This is a genomic window from Ruminiclostridium papyrosolvens DSM 2782 (assembly GCF_029318685.1).
GTDB lineage: Bacteria > Bacillota > Clostridia > Acetivibrionales > DSM-1351 > Ruminiclostridium > Ruminiclostridium papyrosolvens.
Genome location: NZ_CP119677.1, coordinates 3,924,758 through 3,944,765 on the forward strand (window position 1 = coordinate 3,924,758; position 20,008 = coordinate 3,944,765).

Annotated in this window: 16 protein-coding genes; 2 read left to right on the forward strand and 14 right to left on the reverse strand. The window is 40.8% G+C overall.

Annotated features, from left to right (window positions below):
- Positions 1-90: 90 nt before the first annotated feature.
- The 6 genes from P0092_RS17630 to P0092_RS17655 form a co-directional block, all read right to left on the reverse strand.
- The gene (locus P0092_RS17630) at positions 91-765 is read right to left on the reverse strand and encodes a DUF6320 domain-containing protein (RefSeq protein WP_004615926.1); all 675 of its coding nucleotides are present in this window, start codon (positions 763-765) and stop codon (positions 91-93) included.
- The gene (locus tag P0092_RS17635; RefSeq protein ID WP_004615923.1) at positions 762-2,033 is read right to left on the reverse strand and encodes a hypothetical protein; all 1,272 of its coding nucleotides are present in this window, start codon (positions 2,031-2,033) and stop codon (positions 762-764) included. The genes P0092_RS17630 and P0092_RS17635 overlap by 4 nt, the downstream gene beginning before the upstream one ends.
- Before the next feature lie 29 nt (positions 2,034-2,062).
- Entirely contained in the window at positions 2,063-2,662 is a 600-nt protein-coding gene (locus tag P0092_RS17640; protein WP_004615921.1) for a TetR/AcrR family transcriptional regulator, read from the reverse strand.
- Positions 2,663-2,902: 240 nt separating this feature from the next.
- Positions 2,903-4,291 carry a S8 family peptidase gene (locus P0092_RS17645; RefSeq protein ID WP_004615919.1) on the reverse strand — a complete coding sequence of 463 codons (1,389 nt, stop codon included), beginning with the start codon at positions 4,289-4,291 and terminating at the stop codon, positions 2,903-2,905.
- Positions 4,292-4,354: 63 nt separating this feature from the next.
- Entirely contained in the window at positions 4,355-10,861 is a 6,507-nt protein-coding gene (locus P0092_RS17650; RefSeq protein ID WP_004615917.1) for an InlB B-repeat-containing protein, read from the reverse strand.
- A 61-nt stretch (positions 10,862-10,922) separates the two neighbouring features.
- Positions 10,923-11,192: a hypothetical protein gene (locus tag P0092_RS17655; RefSeq protein ID WP_242831699.1), complete on the reverse strand. Its 270-nt coding sequence runs from the start codon at positions 11,190-11,192 to the stop codon at positions 10,923-10,925.
- Between the two features lie 166 nt (positions 11,193-11,358).
- On the opposite strand from P0092_RS17655, the gene P0092_RS17660 reads away from it, so the two are divergent.
- Positions 11,359-12,168, forward strand: coding sequence for a LytR/AlgR family response regulator transcription factor (locus P0092_RS17660; RefSeq protein ID WP_117407361.1), 810 nt, complete (start codon positions 11,359-11,361; stop codon positions 12,166-12,168).
- Complete coding sequence (locus P0092_RS17665) at positions 12,165-13,445, forward strand: sensor histidine kinase (RefSeq protein ID WP_004615910.1); 1,281 nt, start codon at positions 12,165-12,167, stop codon at positions 13,443-13,445. Before P0092_RS17660 ends, P0092_RS17665 begins: the two co-directional genes overlap by 4 nt.
- Positions 13,446-13,517: 72 nt before the next feature.
- On the opposite strand, the gene P0092_RS17670 is transcribed toward P0092_RS17665, so the two are convergent.
- From P0092_RS17670 to P0092_RS17705, 8 genes are read right to left on the reverse strand one after another with little or no spacing between them, the layout of a single operon-like run.
- Positions 13,518-14,663 carry an aminotransferase class V-fold PLP-dependent enzyme gene (locus P0092_RS17670; RefSeq protein WP_004615908.1) on the reverse strand — a complete coding sequence of 382 codons (1,146 nt, stop codon included), beginning with the start codon at positions 14,661-14,663 and terminating at the stop codon, positions 13,518-13,520.
- 10 nt (positions 14,664-14,673) lie between these two features.
- Complete coding sequence (locus P0092_RS17675) at positions 14,674-15,693, reverse strand: ThiF family adenylyltransferase (RefSeq protein WP_004615907.1); 1,020 nt, start codon at positions 15,691-15,693, stop codon at positions 14,674-14,676.
- Positions 15,694-15,742: 49 nt separating this feature from the next.
- On the reverse strand, positions 15,743-16,504 hold the full coding sequence (locus P0092_RS17680) for a class I SAM-dependent methyltransferase (RefSeq protein ID WP_004615905.1): 762 nt from the start codon (positions 16,502-16,504) through the stop codon (positions 15,743-15,745).
- Between the two features lie 21 nt (positions 16,505-16,525).
- Positions 16,526-17,035, reverse strand: a complete 510-nt coding sequence (locus tag P0092_RS17685; protein WP_004615903.1) for an L-2-amino-thiazoline-4-carboxylic acid hydrolase — start codon at positions 17,033-17,035, stop codon at positions 16,526-16,528.
- Positions 17,036-17,305: a MoaD/ThiS family protein gene (locus P0092_RS17690; protein WP_081580204.1), complete on the reverse strand. Its 270-nt coding sequence runs from the start codon at positions 17,303-17,305 to the stop codon at positions 17,036-17,038.
- Positions 17,302-18,333 (reverse strand): polyprenyl synthetase family protein, encoded by a 1,032-nt coding sequence (locus tag P0092_RS17695; protein ID WP_004615899.1) that lies wholly within the window; start codon positions 18,331-18,333, stop codon positions 17,302-17,304. Before P0092_RS17695 ends, P0092_RS17690 begins: the two co-directional genes overlap by 4 nt.
- A 15-nt stretch (positions 18,334-18,348) precedes the next feature.
- Positions 18,349-19,356 (reverse strand): polyprenyl synthetase family protein, encoded by a 1,008-nt coding sequence (locus P0092_RS17700; RefSeq protein ID WP_004615897.1) that lies wholly within the window; start codon positions 19,354-19,356, stop codon positions 18,349-18,351.
- A gap of 50 nt (positions 19,357-19,406) precedes the next feature.
- On the reverse strand, positions 19,407-19,727 hold the full coding sequence (locus P0092_RS17705) for a DMT family transporter (RefSeq protein ID WP_004615896.1): 321 nt from the start codon (positions 19,725-19,727) through the stop codon (positions 19,407-19,409).
- Positions 19,728-20,008 lie beyond the last annotated feature (281 nt).

Consider the following 20,008-nt stretch of genomic DNA (forward strand, 5'->3'; position numbering starts at 1 on the left):
GCCTTTATATTCAAGCTTTTATTATATGATACCAGTATGATTGAATTTTTACAATTTAACAAGGTATATAGTTTTTCGTATACCTACAACCTAAAAATGAAACCTTCGGAGCATCTCATTTTTAAAGCCTTTATCGGAAAAAATTATCATACCTGAAAAGGTTAAAAATGCATATAATTCTGATGTAGCAGCAGCCCATAATATCTGTGATACGCCAATTACGTATAAAAGCAGTGGTAAAAATCCCAACAGGATAAGTGCAATTATGAAACCGACAAATTCCTTCCACAGCATTTTTTTAACAACGACAATCAAGGTTATCAGAAAGGTTGCACCAATGATTAAAAACGGGAAAATGTAGTTTACCGACCAGCGGCTGCCCCCTTCCAACATATTTAATATCAGCAGCATTCCTGTCAATCCAAGGACTTGTACAATAATTTTTTGTCCCAAATGTACCTTGGATAAAAAGGTATGCCTTATAAGAAGCCATCCGTAAAGTACACAAGTTATAACATTAAGGCACCACAAAGTATCCGGTGTGGCAAAAAAATTCGTGAAAACACAAATACTTATAATAACTATTGCAATAAAAGCAGTCAATCTTGAAACAAAACGGTTTGGCTGCCGGGCTTCGGCAACGGAATAAATAGGATACCAGGTCTTTTCTGCTGTTGTATCCTCCTTTGACAGAGGTCTCTGGCAAAGTGGACACTTCTTATTTGTTGAATAAACTGAAACACCGCAGTTTGAGCATTTTTTCATAGACGTATCCCCCAATTATTACTGACAATCTGCACTTCAAGACCGCTTTGTAATGAAAGCAAATAAAAAAACTCCCGTATAATTTCACTTTCCACAATATTTCGCGCAAAAGTAATTACAAGCTGATTATTAACGGAACAGACAGCACAATTAATAGGGCTTTTATTTGTAGGGTAAATGGTAGCTTCCATAGCATCAATATGGTGTGCCATACTTTCCGGAAGTTTTACATTTCCAATATTTGTAAGAGTAATGGTTTTAAGGTTCTCTCCAAGATGATCAAACCCATAACGTATGGCAAGCTCTTTAATACCTATCGGAACAAGCCTTGAAGCCAGATTCTTTTCAAATTTCATACTTTCTGTTATAGTTTTTTCCAAATAATTTTTGGAAGTTCTTTCTTTTAACTGATTGGAAACCTCGGCAAGAATCTCTGAGAAAGCAATATCTTCCGTAACTTTCATACCTATATTAACTACTGTAAAAAAATTCCGGAGACTTTTAGAGTTAAATATCTTTCGGAGATTTACCGGTATAGTAACCATAATTGGTTTGTGATATTCATCGGGAAGCATACTGGCATGAATAGCAGCTATAAGCAGAGCGGTAAGATATGCTGTTATTGTAACTCCTCTCTGCTTGGCTATACTGCGAAGTTCCGATGAACTTACTAATCCATGTATAACATTATGTCCATAAGGAACAAAACGTGAGCCTTGGATATGATATGCCCTGTATTTTTGTTTTACGGCTTTGTGAGTTGATTCATAATATGTGTCATAGCTGTCCTTAGCCTCCGACCTGCTGGAAAATGTTTCAGGCAGCAAAATAAGTCCTTCATCATCGCTAACATTTTCTCCAGCCAGATTAAGATATTGAAACACCAGTGTTTTTAAAAACTCCACTGCTCCTGTGCCATCAGTAAGAGCATGAAATATTTCAACAGATATTTTTTGTCTATGGTACAATACACGCAATAGAAATCCATTGTTTTCTGTTACGGTAATAGGTGCACAGGGATAGTTTGTTTCCTCCATAATCAACAATCGATTTTCATTACCACTTAGAAAACGCCAAAAAACACCATAATTAAGCTTTACAGCCATCATAGGGAACCTTTCCATTACAGTATCCAGTGCTCTTTGTAATATAGGCGGTTCAACCGGGCTATTCAATATCATAGACACTCTAAATGTAGATGTATTTTTATTATTAGTAACTGCCGGAAACAATTTTCCGGCATGATCAAGTTTATACCATTTATCCAAAACCCAATTCCTCATTCTTTTGTGATAATTTATTTTAATAAAAAAGTCATAATATCGCTCGTTTCAGGGGCGACGTATTTATCTCCCATAAATAACTTCATATCCGTAATTCCCTGGATTACCGAAAAAAACATAAGTGACATTTTATACGAATTACCCTGTTTAAATTCACCCAGCTCTTGACCCTTTTCAATTAATCTTGCAGTATTTTCGAATAATAATAAATCAGATTTTTTAAATTCTTCCATCAAATTTAAAGCATCTTTCTCTAAAATGCAACGGGTTATCAAAAGAAAATAGTCAGATAAATCTTCGCTTGATTGGATATCTTTTAATAAGTTAGCTGTAAACCTAGCAAAAGTTTGGGCGGGAGAAATATTTGAATCCTCAGGGAATCGAACTGCCTTTGACATTTCTATTATAGTTTTTTTCAGTATCTCACTAAACAGTTCTTCTTTTGTAGAAAAATGGCAATAAATAAGGCCTGTACTTATACCTGCTGTTTGTGCAATATCTTTTACACTGGTCTTAGAAAAACCTTTTCGTGAAAACAGACTAAGACCTGCTTCAATAATCTTATGTTTTGTTGCCAATGACATTTTGTCATTTTGTTCCTGTGTACGGGCCATATTTTTTCCTTCTCTGTATAATAAACTGAACGTAAGTTCATATTATGTCTTTTCTTGTTTTTTGTCAATAATCAGATATAACCGACTAAATCTACGGATAAAATAAAAATATCATTATAATTAGCAGAAAAGTTATTAGTACATATAATATGCTCCCTCCTAAGTGACAAGTTTTTATTATTTTACTTGTCTACCCTAAGGGAGCATATTATTGTTCAAGCTCATCATTATTGAAACCTGTCACATATGTTTTACTCCACCTAATACTAAATCATAAAATTTAATTAGAGTCACAGCCATCTGAGCTCTGGTAGAACTACCTTGTGGTGATAAAGTCCTGGTACCCGTTCCGCTGATAAGTCCATAAGCATTAGCCCATGCTAAGGCATCCTTTGCGTAAGGGCTGATTTCACCTTCATCAGAAAATTTACTCAAATTAGTCCGTTTACCTAAATCATAACCGAAAGCGGCGGTGTAACGATACAGCATTACCGCCATCTGTTCCCTTGTAATTGTGTCATTGGGGTTTGTGCCGTCAGAAATGCCATTTGCTGATGCCCACAACTGAGCATTCCTATGCTCAGTCATGGTGCTTTCAGAAAGTTGTAGTCCTTGCAAACTGTAGAGCATCCTCCATAGCATGGCCCGAGTCGCAGGCTGATTCGGAGAAAATTCAACCGTACTCGTCCCTTGTAAAAGCCCCAATTTTGCAGCTTTATTCACTCCGTCAAAGTACCATTTTGACGGAACCACATCCCGGAACAGCCAGCCCTGCCGTGCGTAGACAAGGGCCTTCTCCTTATTCAAAATACCCCAGCCGGAAGCTCTGTCATAGCCCATAGTACCGAAATCTGTGGCAGAGGCATATATTATCTGACGTACCTGTTCCGTTGTCAGTTCGGGATATTCCGTCATCAACTTAGCTGCAACGCCTGAAATATATGCTGTGGAATAGCTGGTACCGGTAGCCGGAAGGCTATTGCCCTTCATGGTAGCTGTTGGTAACTTTTCTCCGGGAGCCAATATATCTACTTCGCCATTAGTGTTTGAGAAGTCTGCCGGAGCACTATTCACTTCATTTACCGCACCCACACATAGAGCATTGCTGTATGCACCGGGATAGTAAACGGTGTCGTCTCCGTCATTTCCCGCACTGGAAATGACCAACGCACCCTGTTTCTCCGCCCATGTCACCGCATCCCGCAGAGCCGGTGTATCGTTCAAAACACCGGAACTTATATTGAGGATTTTACAGTCATAGACCTCCACTGCTTCCCGAATAATTTTTGCCAGCAGGGTTCCGTCACCCTTAATGGTGTCACCAGCCTCATTTTTTCCGTAATATACCAGTGGAATCAGAATTGTTTCCGGGCAAATACCCTTTATATCGGCTGCCTTGCTGCCTACAATGATAGAAGCTATTGCCGTGCCGTGTCCAACTGTGTCGGCAGTGGTTTGATTAGGCAGAATGTAGTTTCGCCCGGAAGAAATATTTGTCTTAGAGATAGCTGTTTCGGAAATACCTGTATCGATTACGGCCAGCCGTACGGGTTTGAACTTTGCAGCCAAAGCAGGTACGGGTAATAGTATAACAATCAGTACTGCGACTAAAAATACACGCAGTCTCATGTGCTCACCCTTTCATTGAAGTTACAAAGGGCGGGGTTTCCCCCGCCTCTTTTTAAAACTTTACTAATTTGTGACATTGATATACTTGTAGTTCCGATAGGTTTCATCCTGTGTTACGGAAGTTTGTGAAGTACCATCATAGCTGTTGCTGACAGTGATGGTGTCAATTTTTTTATAGCTTCCGTTTTCAACAAAATACTTAACCGTACTGTCCAGTGGACCACAGTATGCGGCACTATCATAACCGTGAACCTCCAAGGTACCTTTTTGCAGTTTGACAGTGTATGTAAGATTTATAGGACCAACACTCACGCCATAGCTCTTGCCACCACTATTCGCAATACCGGCAAAGGCTTTCACTGTAGGCCCATTAATGATAAAGTAACTTCCGCTGGTACCGACTTGAATACCGCAGTTGTAGCCGGTTCCCCCTGTTCCGCTGGTTGAGGTCAAAGTACCGGTTCCTTGAATGACCAGTTGTCCGGATGCAAAGATACCGTATACATTACTCAGGGTAGCAGCAGGTGCGTTGTACGTGTTTGTTACTGTACTGGTGCCCGTGTTTTCGATAGTCAGGCTTCCATCACTGTATATTGCTGCACTAGCATAGCTGTTGCTGTAGGTTCCGGCTATTGTCGCACTGTTAAGGTGCAGTATACCCGTGACGGGATCAAACTGCACACTTGCTGAACCGTCACCGAGGATGTCGTTCATGTTTTCCGTGGTAACTTTTATTCCGGCAACATAGAGCACAATATTGACATTCCCTGTATACCCTGTAGTAGCCCAACGAGCATACAGAGTCTGGTCAGCGGAAAGTTCAACTTTGGTTTCGCTGGTAACTTTCGTTCCACCGCTTTTTTCAGTAAACCACCCAAGGAAATAGTGCCCTTCATAGGCAGAAGCGGGAAGTTCACCGTATGTACTGCTTGCAAAAACAGACTTTGAGGTTGTATCAACTGTTCCTCCGTTAGCATCGAAGTTAACAGTATAGGTCGGTGTGTCAGACCATACAGCCACCAAGGTGATATCCTCCGCAGGCATGGTAGTGAATACATAATTTGTACCTTTTAGTTGCCATCCGGCAAAGCTGTAGTTTACCTTGGTGGGTGCTTTAGGCGCAGTCACTTGAGTACCATAAGCTTTTGTAATGGCTGCAACTTCACTGCCGCCGTTACTGTCAAAGGTAATGGTATACTGATTGGCTGCCCAATCGGCGGTAAATGTAGTATCTGCCGCAGGCATGGTCATATTTGTAGTATATCCTGACCATAGGTTGAAGGTATACCCTGTTTTTGTAGGGTTATTTGTAGGTTTTGTAATGGTCGCACCGTACTTCACGCTGCCTGTGGTTGCTCCGTTGGTGTTCACAATTCCGCCGTCACCATTCCAAGTCACAGCGTAACTATTACGGGTGTAGTACAGCTTCAACACCAAGCTGCCATCTGCAGTGACTGTACCGGAGGAAACCGTACCACTGACATTGGAGTCATAGGTAAAGCCGATATAACTCTTAGCGGTTGCAGAGACCGCAGCCCCTGTGCTACCCTTCAAATTCTCCGTCTCACTTGGGGAGGAAGAATAGCTTCCGTCCAGTTCCGCCTTGTAGTGTTTCACCGTGTAAGTGATGTTACTGTCTGCTGTCCAGACGACAGTCAGAGTGATATTTTCCGCTGGCATTGTAGTGAAAGTATAATTCGTACCATTGAGCTTCCAGCCGGCAAAGCTATAGCCTGCTCTGGTAGGTGCTGCGGGCTTGGATACGGCCGTGCCGTATTCCTGAGTAATTGGGGATACGGAGCTGCCACCATTGCTGTCAAAATTAATGGTGTACTGCTTCGCACTCCATTTTGCACTCAGAGTGACATCTCTTGCAGGCATAGTAGTCGGAACCAAAGCTGCCACGCCGTTTTCCGTCCATCCGGCAAAGGTGTAGCCTGTTCTGGTAGGATTATCTCGCTTTAAGACTCCATAGCCGAACTTAATTGGAAGTACGGCATTGTCTTCGCCATTGCCCAGTACATAGGTTAAGTTATATTTTTCACGGGTATAATAATATTTTACCACTGAAGAACCGTCACTCTTAATGGTTATATTCTGGACTTCAGGTGCGTTGAAGCCCTCGTAGGACTTAACGTCAGGGGTTACTCTGGTTCCTGTCTGCCCCTCATGTACCTCTCTCTCAGTCAGAGTGTAGCCGTTGCTGATGTTCTCCTGATAGTGTTCTACGGTATATCTGGTATCCTCCCATGCACCCCAAACAGCGTTAAAGGTCAAGTCACTGGCTGGCATAACCGCTGGAATGGTGTTGTCCCAACGCAGGAAGTAATAACCTGGGGTGGTGGGGTTACTGCTTTCAATTTTCGCACCCACCGGGTATTTTATCTCAACACTTCTGTTGTCCGCTTCCGAACCATATTTAAATGTCACGGTATAACTATTGCGTTCATAATAGACCTGAACTACCGTATTTCCTTCTGCCAGAATAGTCTTTTGCCTGATAGACTTTGGCGAAAAGCCCACATAATTCTTTGCCTGAGCGGCAGTATCCTGATTGCTGATTCCACTCATGGTCTTGCGTTCGGCAAGCACATACATGCCATCCAGTCCCTTTTGATAGTGTTCCACTGTATAAGATGCCATATTTGGGGTCCACTTAGCATACAGAGTCACATTCTCACCGGGCATGGTGTCAGGGATGGTATAAGCTGTCCCTGAGCAGTCGCTATTGGTGTACCAGCCGGCAAAAGTATAGCCAGCTTTGGTTGGATTTGCAGGTCTCAGCGCAGCTATATTCGCCCCTGCCAACTTGCAAATCATTGCCACCGGGTTACCGCCGTTTGACTCAAAGACCATAGTTTTTCCATTAAGCACATCGCTCCATTTCAGCGTAACGATACGGCTGATGGTTTGTGTTGAGAATGCCAGAGGAGCGCCCTTCCAAGTCAGCTTCATTTCGCAGTTAAGAGTACTGTCTCCGGAAACTCTACTAACGGTAATCTGATTGTTTATGGGATTATATGTAAAGGCAGGGTTAGACAGCTCCACGGCGAAATACTTTTCATCTTTGGTGTTGTGTGCGGTAATTTCGTCAAAGTTTTTGGTTTTGTTATTCTCACCTAAATCACCGGTTTTCAAATCCATCCACTTCATATCGAATACCGTAGTAGGAAGAGTATAAGTGGTTACATTCTGTATATTGTAGCTGGGAGCCTTCACATAGGCGAAGTCATAGACATTTTCCCTCTGTCCCGCAGACCAAATGGGCCACTCTTTAGCGTAGATGGTAGGGGCATAGGAGTATTTTCCATTCAAGACCTCAGCCACGAATTTTACGTCCAGATATGCTCCAATTTCCACTAAAATTGCTCCAGAGGAGCTGCTGTTTTTTTCCCAGACTCCCCCTTTTTTATAGTTTGTCAGAGAGTAGTAGAAGTATCCCCATAATCGGGCATATGCTCCGGCTTCAATCTGTAACCCGATTCCGTCCAATTTTGTGGAGAATAGGCCCACCAAAGCTTTGGCTCGGATACCGGCACGAATGCCCAGAGTACCCATAACATAGAAGTCGAACTGATAACCGTTTGTGCTCAAGTCGATGGTCTCACTGTTTGCCTTCTTGCTCTTCAGAGTCAAAACAAAAGAGTGACGCTTGGAATTTTCATACTGGAAGGTCATGCCGATGGCCACATTTAAATTGGCTGACACCACAAAGTCAACCTGAATGCCATAGGCCAAAATGTGAAGGGGGTCAACCCCGCCACGAAGGTCTATCAACTTAACCACAAACAAATCCACCCATGCATCGTTGGCATCCTTCATAAATGCTGCGTACTTCTCAGCCAGAGCGCCTGAAGAAGAAGCTTCAGCCTCAGGGAGTACAGATTTAACCTCCTCCATCTTCTTTTTGATGGATTCACTAAGACTGAAGATCTTTTTAGTGGCCTGTGCCTCTTTGGCACTTGTCGGCCAGGGCATTCCCCATAGCTCTTTATCTTCAGCCAGCTTAGCAGTAGCGGTGACACCCACTCCGGTATAAGTACCAAGGTCAATGTTGCCAGTCATGCGGTAGTCGGCAATGTAGGGGAATATCCATTTCTTTTTCCACACTGCGCCGCCGCTGACGCTGAAACCAAAGAGCACTTCTTGTTCGAAGAAGGCAGTCAGTTCAACTTCCACCTTTTTATTTGAGCCGGATTTCTTAATATCAAAATTATATGTTACAGCCACTTCCGCACGAATACCTTTTCTGCCTTCAAAATGCGATAGACGTGGTGAAACGGACACACTGGTCTTTACGCCCCCATCTTTATTCACGATATTACCCATGAGAGCCAAATCCTCTTTGCCAATGGGAGTGCCGTCATTATAGGTAATATTATAGTCGGTAAGGGTCGTGTTATCCTCGCTGCCAAAAATCCCTTTAACCTCATCGGTCTGAACAGCTAATCCTGCCAGATACTCACCAGCCTCTTGTATAAAGCCGCTGGACCTAAGTTGGGACTCCACTGATTCACGGATGAGCTGTTCGTCGTAAGCAGCATTAATTTCTGCATCGCTCAGCTCACTTTTGTTGTACAGCTCCATGGCAGACAGCACGGCTTCTTCGCTTACTACTGCATATGTGATAATTGTACTCTCACCAATGGTAGTAATATTGGTGATTTTGCCATAGCCCTGCTTGCTGGCATTGGAGTCCCCCAAATTACCATTTTTAAAGAAGCTCAGAAAATCTCCCGGCTCCACCACAGTATCAGCACCCAGACCCATATCAGCGTATTTTTCAGCCGAGAAATCCAACATACTCGTAAAAATGGTGATGCTATCGGTTCCGCTGGCAGCAACCGTGTTTCCGGCCGTCACGCCATCTCCGATATCAAGGTCGATTGGCAGTAAATCAGGTGTAAACAGCACGTCTTCCGACTGGGCAGACTTATAATAACAAGTCGTACCATCTATGCGTGTGATTTCCACATATGCCACAGCACCGCTGTCCTCCACAGTTCTCTTATCCGGCTTTTTGCCGGTATAAACGGCTACGGTGTCTCCCACCATGATTCCTCCGCCTGAGTAAGTAAAACTACCGGTGCCACTATTAGCGTTATATGTGGTTACACCCTTGGCATCGGTGACAGCCTGATACAGACCTGCATATTCCAATACATCACTGCGGTCATTTTCAGACAGAGCAGAGGCAGCAATATACTTGATGCCGTCACTCAGCTCCAGATTCATAACTTCATCCTTTTGAATAATGAAGTTATAGTATCGAATTTCTTCGGGCTCACCTGCAAAGGTGATAGCATCATTTAGTAACTGGAGCTGATAAGTATGACCCGGAGTAAAGTGCCCGGTGTCAGAAGCAATAGTAAAGCTGCTCCCACTGCCGGTAACAGAAACCTGCTCCTGCTCCACCCCATCCGTTTTGTTGGTCACAGAAGGGTCGGTAATGTTGCTGAATTTGAAATCCTTACCTGAGACAGGCGTACTGCCCGCATTCAGTGTAAGGGTGAAATTTGCGGCAACATCCTGCTTTGTCACGAAGTTCAGTTCGCCGTTCTCCGTCAGTGATACGGCTTCGGTAAATTTCGCATACAGAGTCAGATTCCTTGAAAGAGTGTCCGTGCTGGCCACCATGTTGCTCAGGGCACTGTCATAATACCAACCCAGAAACACCTTTCCCCCCTCTTGAGCAGGAGCAGGCATGGTGTTAAGGAGAGTTCCGGCAGGATAGAGCTTGTTCGTAGATTCATCTCCGGCTTTCAAGGTCACTCCATAATAGACTGTAGAGCTGCCGCCGGAAGTATTTCCACCAGAGGAACTTCCATTTGAAGGCGGTATTACAACAGGTTTCTCCTCCTTGGGTACACCAGGTTCCTTATACCATGTTTTCACAGTCTCATCTGTACTCATACACAGTGTTGCAGCCTGTGCACGGCTGGCATTGCCGAGAGGATTAAAACTCACTCCGTCTCCTGCCAGCAAGCCGATTTTCCACAACTTCAAAACGGCATCCTTGGCATAATCGGCAACATCGTCAATATCTGCCGGAGTCGTGGTAATTTTGTCTCCGGTTTGGTAGTCCACACCAAATATCTCAAAGTAGCGTACAAAGAATACTGCCATCTGTTGACGATTTATAAGTGCATTAGGTGCAAAATTACCGTCACCAACCCCCGATGTAATGCCGTGTTTTGCTGCCCACACGACAAAAGGAGCATAATAGGCATCTGTTGCCACATCAGAAAAAGTAGATTCACCCTTGTAGTTTGCGGTGTCCACTCCAGCCATACGCCCTAAAACGGTTACAAACATACCCCGGGTCATTGTTCCATTTGGCTCAAATGTAGTTGTAGAGGTACCTGAGAAAACTCCTTTCTCATGTGCATACTGTACCCCTTTGTAAAACCAGTCGGATTTTTTTACATCCGCAAAAGGATTTTCTTTCTTTTCATATGTAGTCATCGGTGTTGTACTCAAGCTGTCGCTCCTGTCAGCATATGCTGTGACAGGAAACATAGTAATCAGTATACACATGCAGAGTAAAAGACTCACCAGCCTTTTTTTCATCTTGTTTATTCTCCCTTCAATCTCTTTATTTGTTTTAAGTTTAGTTGCTAAGTTGAATTCACTATTTGTTTTCCTCGTTTACAGCCCGAAAACCCATTAGTAAGGCCGGAACACGGTTCATGGGCTTGTGCAGAATGCGGTTATAGCTTTTTGTTGCCTCACGGCAGAGCATCCTGCTGGTTTCCACCATTCCCTTTGCAGACCTCCCATCCGGACCGTCCCTTGCCTTGGCATATAGCCCTTCGTGAAAACGCAGCTGCTCTTTAAGATCGTTAAGGCTGCTTCTCTTTGTTAACAGCTCCTTATACGCGGTTGTAAACCAGATGGTCACGAATCCCACCCCACTGATGCCCGCAACAAAGCAAGCGATAAATGTGGTCATATGGCATCACACCTCTTTTTTAAAATTTAACGACAGAATATCAGAAATATTGCCAAAATAATTGTGTCTATCCCGAACAGTAGTGGATTTTGACCTGAACGGTAACTGGCAGTTGATGAAACATAAAAAGTATAGTAATATGGTTATAAATTTTAACTTAGGAGAGGTGGAATACTTGAGAATTGCCATTTGTGACGATGATCATGGAGATCTGCTGCAGATCGCTTCTCTACTGGAATCATACCGACGTGAGAGCAAGGCAGAACTAACCTATGCAAGCTTTCAAAACGCTATTGAACTTTTGGTTTCTATGGAAAACAGGGACTATGATGTGCTGCTTCTGGATGTGTTAATGCCGGGCATGAGCGGTATGCAGGCTGCTCACGAAATTAGAGAGAGAAACAGTCGGATACAGATCGTATTCCTGACCTCCTCTCCGGAATACGCCGTGGAGAGCTACAGCGTGAGGGCACATCATTATCTTTTAAAGCCCGCCTCAGAGGAAAAGCTCTTTCCGATTCTGGATAATTTGCTGTATTATTACAAAAAGCCTGAGGACGCCTTGTGTATCAAAACGCAATCCAGCGTGTTCAGTCTCCCTTATGGGAAAATAGAATACATAGAGGTCATCGCAAAAAAACTGTATTTTTATCTGACGGACCACGGCACGCGGGAGGTAACAGGAAGGCTGTCAGATTTTGAACAAGCCCTGCTGAAAAGACCCGGTTTTATAAAAGTACATCGCTCTTATCTCGTGAATCTGCAGTGTGTGCAGGAGTTAAGGCAGGGAGAGCTTATCACCGTGTCCGGGCGGCGTGTGCCTGTGTCCAGGGCTGCCTATCCGCATGTACGAACTGCATACACAAAGTTCCTGTTCTCTGAGGCAGAAGAGATGGAGCAGGACGGAAGAGGCGGTGTTGAATGATCACAACTTACATTGGACTTATACGATTTGGTTTTTCTCTGCTCTTTGGAGTGGCGCTTTCGGTCAGCTTTGCGGGTATGGAAAATACCAGAAAGAACAATATTGTTGTTGGCTGCTCTTGCGCAATTCTCCTTTTTGTGCAGTCCTCCTGTTGGTGGCTTTTTGGCATAGATTTAACATCAAAATTATATCCCCTGATTATCCATCTGCCAATGATTCTTTTTATTAGTATATATCTCAAACGCACTTGGCTGATTTCCTCCGTGAGTGTGCTGTCTGCCTACCTTTGCTGTCAGGTTCCCCGATGGATTGGCAGCATTGGAGGCGGAATCTTCAATAGCAAACTCATTGAGCATATTTTCTATATTGCAGCTGTGTTTTTTGCGTATTATCTTTTTAAGACATATGTGGCAGATACTCTTAGGCAATTGATGGAGAAATCAACTAAATCCTGTGTCCTACTGGGGGCTGTTCCACTGTTTTATTATTTATTTGATTATATTACCACGATTTATACCGATTTGCTTTACCAAGGTGTAAATGGAGCGGTTCAATTTATGCCTTCCGTTTTCTCAATCGGTTATTTCGTGTTTATTATCCTTTACTACGTGGAAATACAAAAACAGATACAGGCCCATAGAGAACGGGATATGCTGGCAGCTCAACTTCACAGTGCCCATTCGGAGCTTGTATCACTTCGGCAGATGCAGAATATTGCTGCCAACTACCGACACGATATGAGACATCATTTTGCTATTTTGAAAGGCATGGCTTCAGAGGGGAGTATAGAAAAGATTAAAACGTATGTAAATATTGCACAGTCAGATATTGATACAATCACCCCAATACGTTTTTGTGAAAACGAAACAGTCAATTTGATTCTGTCAACCTTTTTTGCCAAGGCAAAACATGCCGGAGTTACGATGATTGTGAACGCGAAGTTACCGAATTCATTACCTTTAAGTGACACAGAGCTTTGCTCCTTGCTCTCAAACGGTCTTGAAAACGCCATCTTCGCTGCTGCCAGCCTTGCTTCTGAGCACAGGGTAGTGTCCGTCAAGGCCACGATACATAAGGCTAATCTTCTGATTTTGATAGAAAACCAATATACAGGCATAATTGCAATGAAAGGAGGTCTTCCACAATCCTCTCATGAGGGACATGGCTACGGGACTCGCAGTATCGCTGCCATCGCCGATGCCCATGGCGGTCAGGCAATTTTCAGCGCTGATAATGGTATATTTACACTGAAAATCATGCTTCCACCAAAAAAATAAGACTTGCAAGTAGATAAAAAAACAGAGAAGAAAAACGTTATCGTTTTAATCTTCTCTGTCCTATCTGTTATTTTATCCTTTTGGGTAAACTATTCCTTTTACGGCATTAACAAACGTATCAGCTTGCTCCAAATTATTGAAATAACCCAATGATATTCTAACGGTTCCTTCCGGGTAAGTACCAATGGTTTTATGTGCCATAGGAGAACAATGCATTCCTGTTCTGCTAAGAATGCCGTATCCCTGTTCTAAAGTAATACCTAGCAAAGAGCTATCCCATCCGTCAATATTAAAGGATATTACAGAAGTTCTTAAACTCAAGTTTTCAGGTCCATACAGTTTTAACTGACCTAAATCCCCTAGTCCTTCAATAATATACTTTACCAAACATTCTTCATGTTTTCTTATAGCGTCGATTCCTTCGCTCATTATAAACTTTACTCCCTCAAGGAGACCTGCAATGCCTAAAACATTCATAGTTCCACTTTCATATCTGTAAGGTAAGAGGGCAGGCTGCTCAACTTCTTCCGAATGACTTCCTGTTCCCCCTCTCCTAAATGGTCTTAAATTGGTATTCCGAGGAATAACAAGACCTCCTGTTCCTGTTGGTCCAAAAAGACCTTTATGCCCGGGAAAAGCATAGAAATCAGCTCCGATTTCATTGATGTCTACAGGAATTACTCCCACAGCTTGAGCACCGTCCACCAAAGAATTTATGCCATTCTCCCTGGCGATAGCACAAATTTCATTAACAGGCTGTATAGTACCGGTTACATTAGAAACATGGTTTATACATATTAACTTTGTGTTGTTCTTTATTTGCTTTTTAATGTCAGAAGGTGAGACAAACCCCTCGCTATTACACTGAATATAACTTATCTCAACACTTTTTTTGCGCATTTCTTCTAAAGGCCTAACAACTGAATTGTGCTCCATCGTTGTTGTTATTACATGATCTCCCTGATTCAATAAACCGTTAATAACCATATTTAGCGAATCAGTTGTGCTAAATGTAAAAACAATTCTATCTTTCTCAGGGCAATTAAAGAGTTTAGAAAGCATTAGTCTGCATTCTTCCAGAGCCTTTGCCGATTCCACAGACATTATGTGTGAAGCTCTGCCAGGATTTGCACAACTATTTCGGAAGAACTCATCATTCTTCTTATACACTACTTCCGGCTTTGGCCATGAAGTTGCTGCATTATCAAAATATATCATCTGAAACTACCTACATTCCTATGTATTTAGCATATAGCATCCTAGCTACACTTGGTTCGCTTGTGCCCTTAATTACAACCCGTCCGTCCGGAAATATGACAAATTCATAAGACTCTATTTGTGCACTAATAAAAAAACCGTTATCACTTATCTGAGCTATACTTTTTAAACTCTCCCTTACCTGCTCTATTTCCATTGAACTTTTGGGAGCAGAAATTTGCACGGCATTTCTCCCGCATAGACTAGTAACCTGATATGATGAAATCGCATCAAGAAATTCAAAATTTCGTTTTGAACAACATAAACATTCTTCTCTTTTTTCTATCGTATTTAAAGAGTTAAAACTTCCTGTCCAAACATCAAAAGAAGTCATTTTTCTTTCCCCGTCATCATTGTTACCAATAAGAATTTTCATGGCTTCTATAGTTTGCAATGATGCAGTAATACTCACCGTTGCTCCTAATATTCCGGCTAAATCACAGGTTGGAGTCTTCCCTTGTGCAGGGGGATTAGGAGTTAGGCAACGTAAACAAGGCCCCTCTTGAGGAATTACTGAATAAGCTATTCCCTGACTACCTATACACGCACCGTAAACCCAAGGTATAGAATATTTAACAGCTACATCGTTTATGAGAAAACGCAATTCGAAATTATCGGTTCCATCCATAATCAAATCAACATCTTTTGTAAAACTCTCTATATTTGATGATGTTATATCTGAAAAAAATGACTCCAAAACCACTTCTGAATTTATCTTTTTCAGTTTTCTTTTTGCGGCCTCAACTTTGGGTAGCATCTCTCGCGCATCATCTTCGTCGAATAAAATTTGCCTGTTCAGATTGGACATTTCAACATAGTCTCTATCTACTAACCTTATAAATCCTACACCAGCCCTCACTAAATTATTTAATATAACCGTACCGAGAGCTCCTGCACCTAAAACCGCCACTCTTGCGTTTTTCAGCTTTTTTTGCCCTTCTTTGCCTATGGGAGCAAATAGTTCTTGCCTTGAATATCTACTATTGTCCATTATAGTTATACAACCTTCCTAATAAACTTCATGAAAATAGAATTATAAATTATTCTTCTGCTTTCTTTCCTATTAGAACAAAATACTTAATATGGTCCCTTATATCGGTTTTGGCAATCTGAAGTTCTTGATACAATTCCTTCAATGCACCTACCCCATATTTCACAAGTAACTTTGATGCTCCCAAAAAGCCTTTTTGAAAACCCATATCTTTGGTTGAATCTTCATAGAACGTATCCATCATATCCAACTTTTCTTCTACATGAACAACTTCAAGTCCACATTCCTTGAAAATCTCCACCCATTGCTCCAGGAACATAGGATGAAAACCTTCGAATTCGTAAAATTGTTTACGCTTTTCTTCCCCGGGTTCTTTCATCCAGTACATATCATGCACCCCTACTTTACCCCCGGGTTTAACTACCCTCGCCATTTCTGATATTACTTTTTTTACATCAAGTGGTGAAACAGCAGCTTCAGAGAAAGCAGCATCAAAAGTGTTACCTTCAAAAGGCAAACTATGGGCATCAGCCTGTAAAAAATTCAGATTTTCCGTTAAACCGTTTTTCTGGGCTTTTTCAGTAGCAAATTTCACCATATTGTGAGAATAATCTATTCCAGTTATTTTGCAGCCGTATTTACCGGTAATCCAATTTGAGGTTTCTCCACTTCCTGATGCAACTTCTAGCAAGTGTTGTTCTTTATTGAAACCCATTAATTCTGAAAATTCCTTTGTCATTTCCAAAGCACCGGGATGTAAGCTCTGAATTCCCATTATCCCAACCAAATCATCTAATGTAACTCTCCTCATATTATAATTCTCCAATTTTCTTTATTTTCGTTTTAATTGATATTCACAACAGTTGTCTCCTGCTGATATTGTTTTATTTAATGTATATTCTGCCGAAAAACCCAGAGAACTACATACCCCAAGGTCAAGTTTGCACAGAACCTTGCATATTCCCTGCGTTTCTCCCATAATCTCAAACATCATACCTAATGGACAGTCTGTAGCAACTATGACTGCTTCGTTTTCATCATGACTAACAATTTGCTTTTTTACATGACCTAACGTTGAAAACAATTCGACAAATTTGAGAAAACCATCCATTCCCATTTGTTTAACGTATCCACTGGTAAGAAGCTTATCGCCCACATATTCACCTATCTCAAAAAGTATTTTTTCAGCGAGCTTCTTACCCTCATCTCCATAATGGGATATCATTGAATTGGAAAATACAAATGCAATATATGAACTAAGCATCATTTGATCAGAAAGTTGCTGCTGTAGCTCCTCTTTTGTCAAATCATCAATGGATGAATAATTTGAATTTTCGTCCATTTAACCCCCTCCTAATAAAGCTAATATTTTTATATCATCATTGTCATTTAAAACGTAATCCGCTCCACCTTTTGCTCTATAGTCACTACTGTTAACAAATATCAGTATATGTGAACTAATCTCATTCTCTTCGGTAAATACATTCCTGCGGAACACTTCGCTTTCTTGGGATAACAGATTTAACATTTCAGAAATTGTAATATTTGAGTTCTCAATTTGTCTTGTCCCTATGTCACAAATGGCTTTTGATACTTCCACATTTACCATCATACTACCCCCTTAAGCAGTAAGTTAGTTTTTATCATGTTCTCAATATCCATAAATATAGCAAGTATTTTTAACATTACCTGTTTTTGTCCGGGATGGCTTATGCTTAATGCCAGCACTTTTGCCTGCTTAATCAGATTTTGTATAACCTGCTGAGCGTCATCCTTTATGTTTCTGTCTTCAATTTCCTGAATAATATCCTCAAGCTTATTGTATTCATCTGCGCCGATTTTCTGGTAAAGGATGCAAGTAAAAAGGTTAGCACATTGCATTTTAATGTCGGATGCTTGTGCTCTACCTAATTCCTTCTCAAATCCGAATACATCTAAAAAGTCATCCAGAATATGTGCCAGCAGTCCCAGTATCTCAGATAATTTAAAGACTTCATCGGGGAACTCGGAGCCGGTTACAATATAAGGTAATTCAATAATTCCCCTCATCAATACACCTACCTGGTCTCTAACAATTCTTTCATATGTATCGTAATCATTTACCTTTCCTCTGCTTGCTACATCTCTTGATTTACCTTCTGAAATCAAATATGCGTAATTGAATGCACCCATCAGTTTCAAGCTTTTATCCTTTGGAAGATCCGTACTCTTTATAAAGTCAAGAAATAGCTCAACTGCCTTGAAGATTAATATATTTGAAGCCAGAAGCGTATAGTCCCTTCCGAAAACTAAATATGTACATTTTCTGCTTTCTCTTACCTCTGACTCATCTATCAAGTCATCCTGTATATGTGCAGCATTATACAGAAAATCAAAAGCAAAGCAAACCTTGTTAAAATTATTTACAAAATCAATGTTATCTGTAAGACTTTTCAGCATATATGAAGAAAAAATTACAGGCCTTATCTTTACCGGTTCATAACACGCATACCTTGCTGCCCTGATTGCAGGATTTAAGCAGTCAGAATTGGGATTTGAAAGACAATCTTCACAATTCTTACTACACTTAAATATGTCAAACAATTCCTTCTTCAATGCCTTTTTGTATATTTTCCATTCTTCAATTAAAGTAATGTCCAAACAACTCTTCCCCCTTTATTTATTTCTGTATAATGCAAAATTTAAAAGCCCATCAAGTATTTGTATTTCATAACTGTATGGTAATTCAGCAAGTTTGTCCTTAGCCCTTGATATATACTTCATTGCTATACCTTCTGCATAATCCTCCACATCGTATGATTGTAGTATTTTCTTAAGACAATCTATATTCCCTGGCTCAACATGTTGTTTTTCAAACAAGTTCTTAATGAAATCCTTTTCGGAGGTACTTGCTTTTTGAAGTACATATATAATCGGAAGGGTAATTTTGCCCCCTTCAACATCACTTACCAGCGATTTTTCAACTACTTTCTCATCTCCGAAAAAGCTCAACATATCATCCTTAATCTGAAATGCCATACCTAAACACTTACCCATCTCAGAAATACTATGAATATTCTCCTCAGAGGTATCAGCTATAATCCCCCCAATAGTACAGACTTTTTCAAAGAATACCGCTGTCTTTTTGTAAATCATATCCAAATAATCATCTTCGGCCAAACTAAATTTTCTCTCGAAATTCAAGTCTAAGAATTGCCCTTCACATATCACCATTCCAAGTTCCAAGATTTCTTTTAACAATCTGGATCTTTTGGCGTTATCAAACTCGTGATTAATAAAATTGATATTGAAACTCTCAAAGGCTTTTAAGAAAAGATAATCTGCAGATAGTATCGCTGTATCCAATCCATATTTTATATGTACAGTATCAGTTCCACGGCGTTTTTCTGATTTGTCCATAATATCATCTTGAACCAGCGAAAAAGTATGTAATATTTCATGGCCAGCTGCTATATCTATTGCATTGCTTGGCTCTCCACCCGTTGCTCCACACGCCAAGAGTAACATCAAAGCCCTTAAATGTTTTCCTTTACCCATGTAGTGTCTGGCCGCACTGTACAGAGGTAAGTCGCTATCACAAATAGATTCCGATATCCTATTCTTAACTCTTAGTACCATACTCTGGTAATACTTTTCATCTCTTTCACATAAAATATTAATCATTTATACCTCACAACAATTTTCTATAGCATAAAGCCTTTATTTAGTACTCACTATTCAACTCCTGATAACTTTAAACCGATAATCCCAGCCATAATTAATAGAATGGAAACAACTTTCATTAAAGAAATTGACTCTTTTAGAAAAACTACACCAATAACAGAAATTAATGTTATACCAACCCCTGACCAAATTGCATATGCAACTGAGGTATCAATATTTTTTATTGCTAAAGACAAAACACCTAAACTTGCTAAATAAAACACGATCATCAATATACTAAAACCAAGTTTGGTGAATCCCTCAGAAAGTTTCATAAATACAGTTCCAGATACCTCCAAGATAATTGCAGCAAATAAATATACCCACTTCATTTTGTCACCTCCTCTATCCTTAAGTTATCTTTGAGTTTCATAGCAGTACTTATTATGTTTTACAAAAACAACCAAATCCTTTAACAGTGAAATTGACCATTTCAATGTTTGAATACAAGAATCAGTGCTTAAATAACTTGCATTAACAGAAAAGAAAATGTCGTTTATAAATCGTCTGAATTCGACAAGAAGCCGCATGATTTATGGGCATTTTATTTATACTTTATTATAGCTCTTCCACTTTAATCTATTTTTTACACATAATAATTATAGAGCAGTTT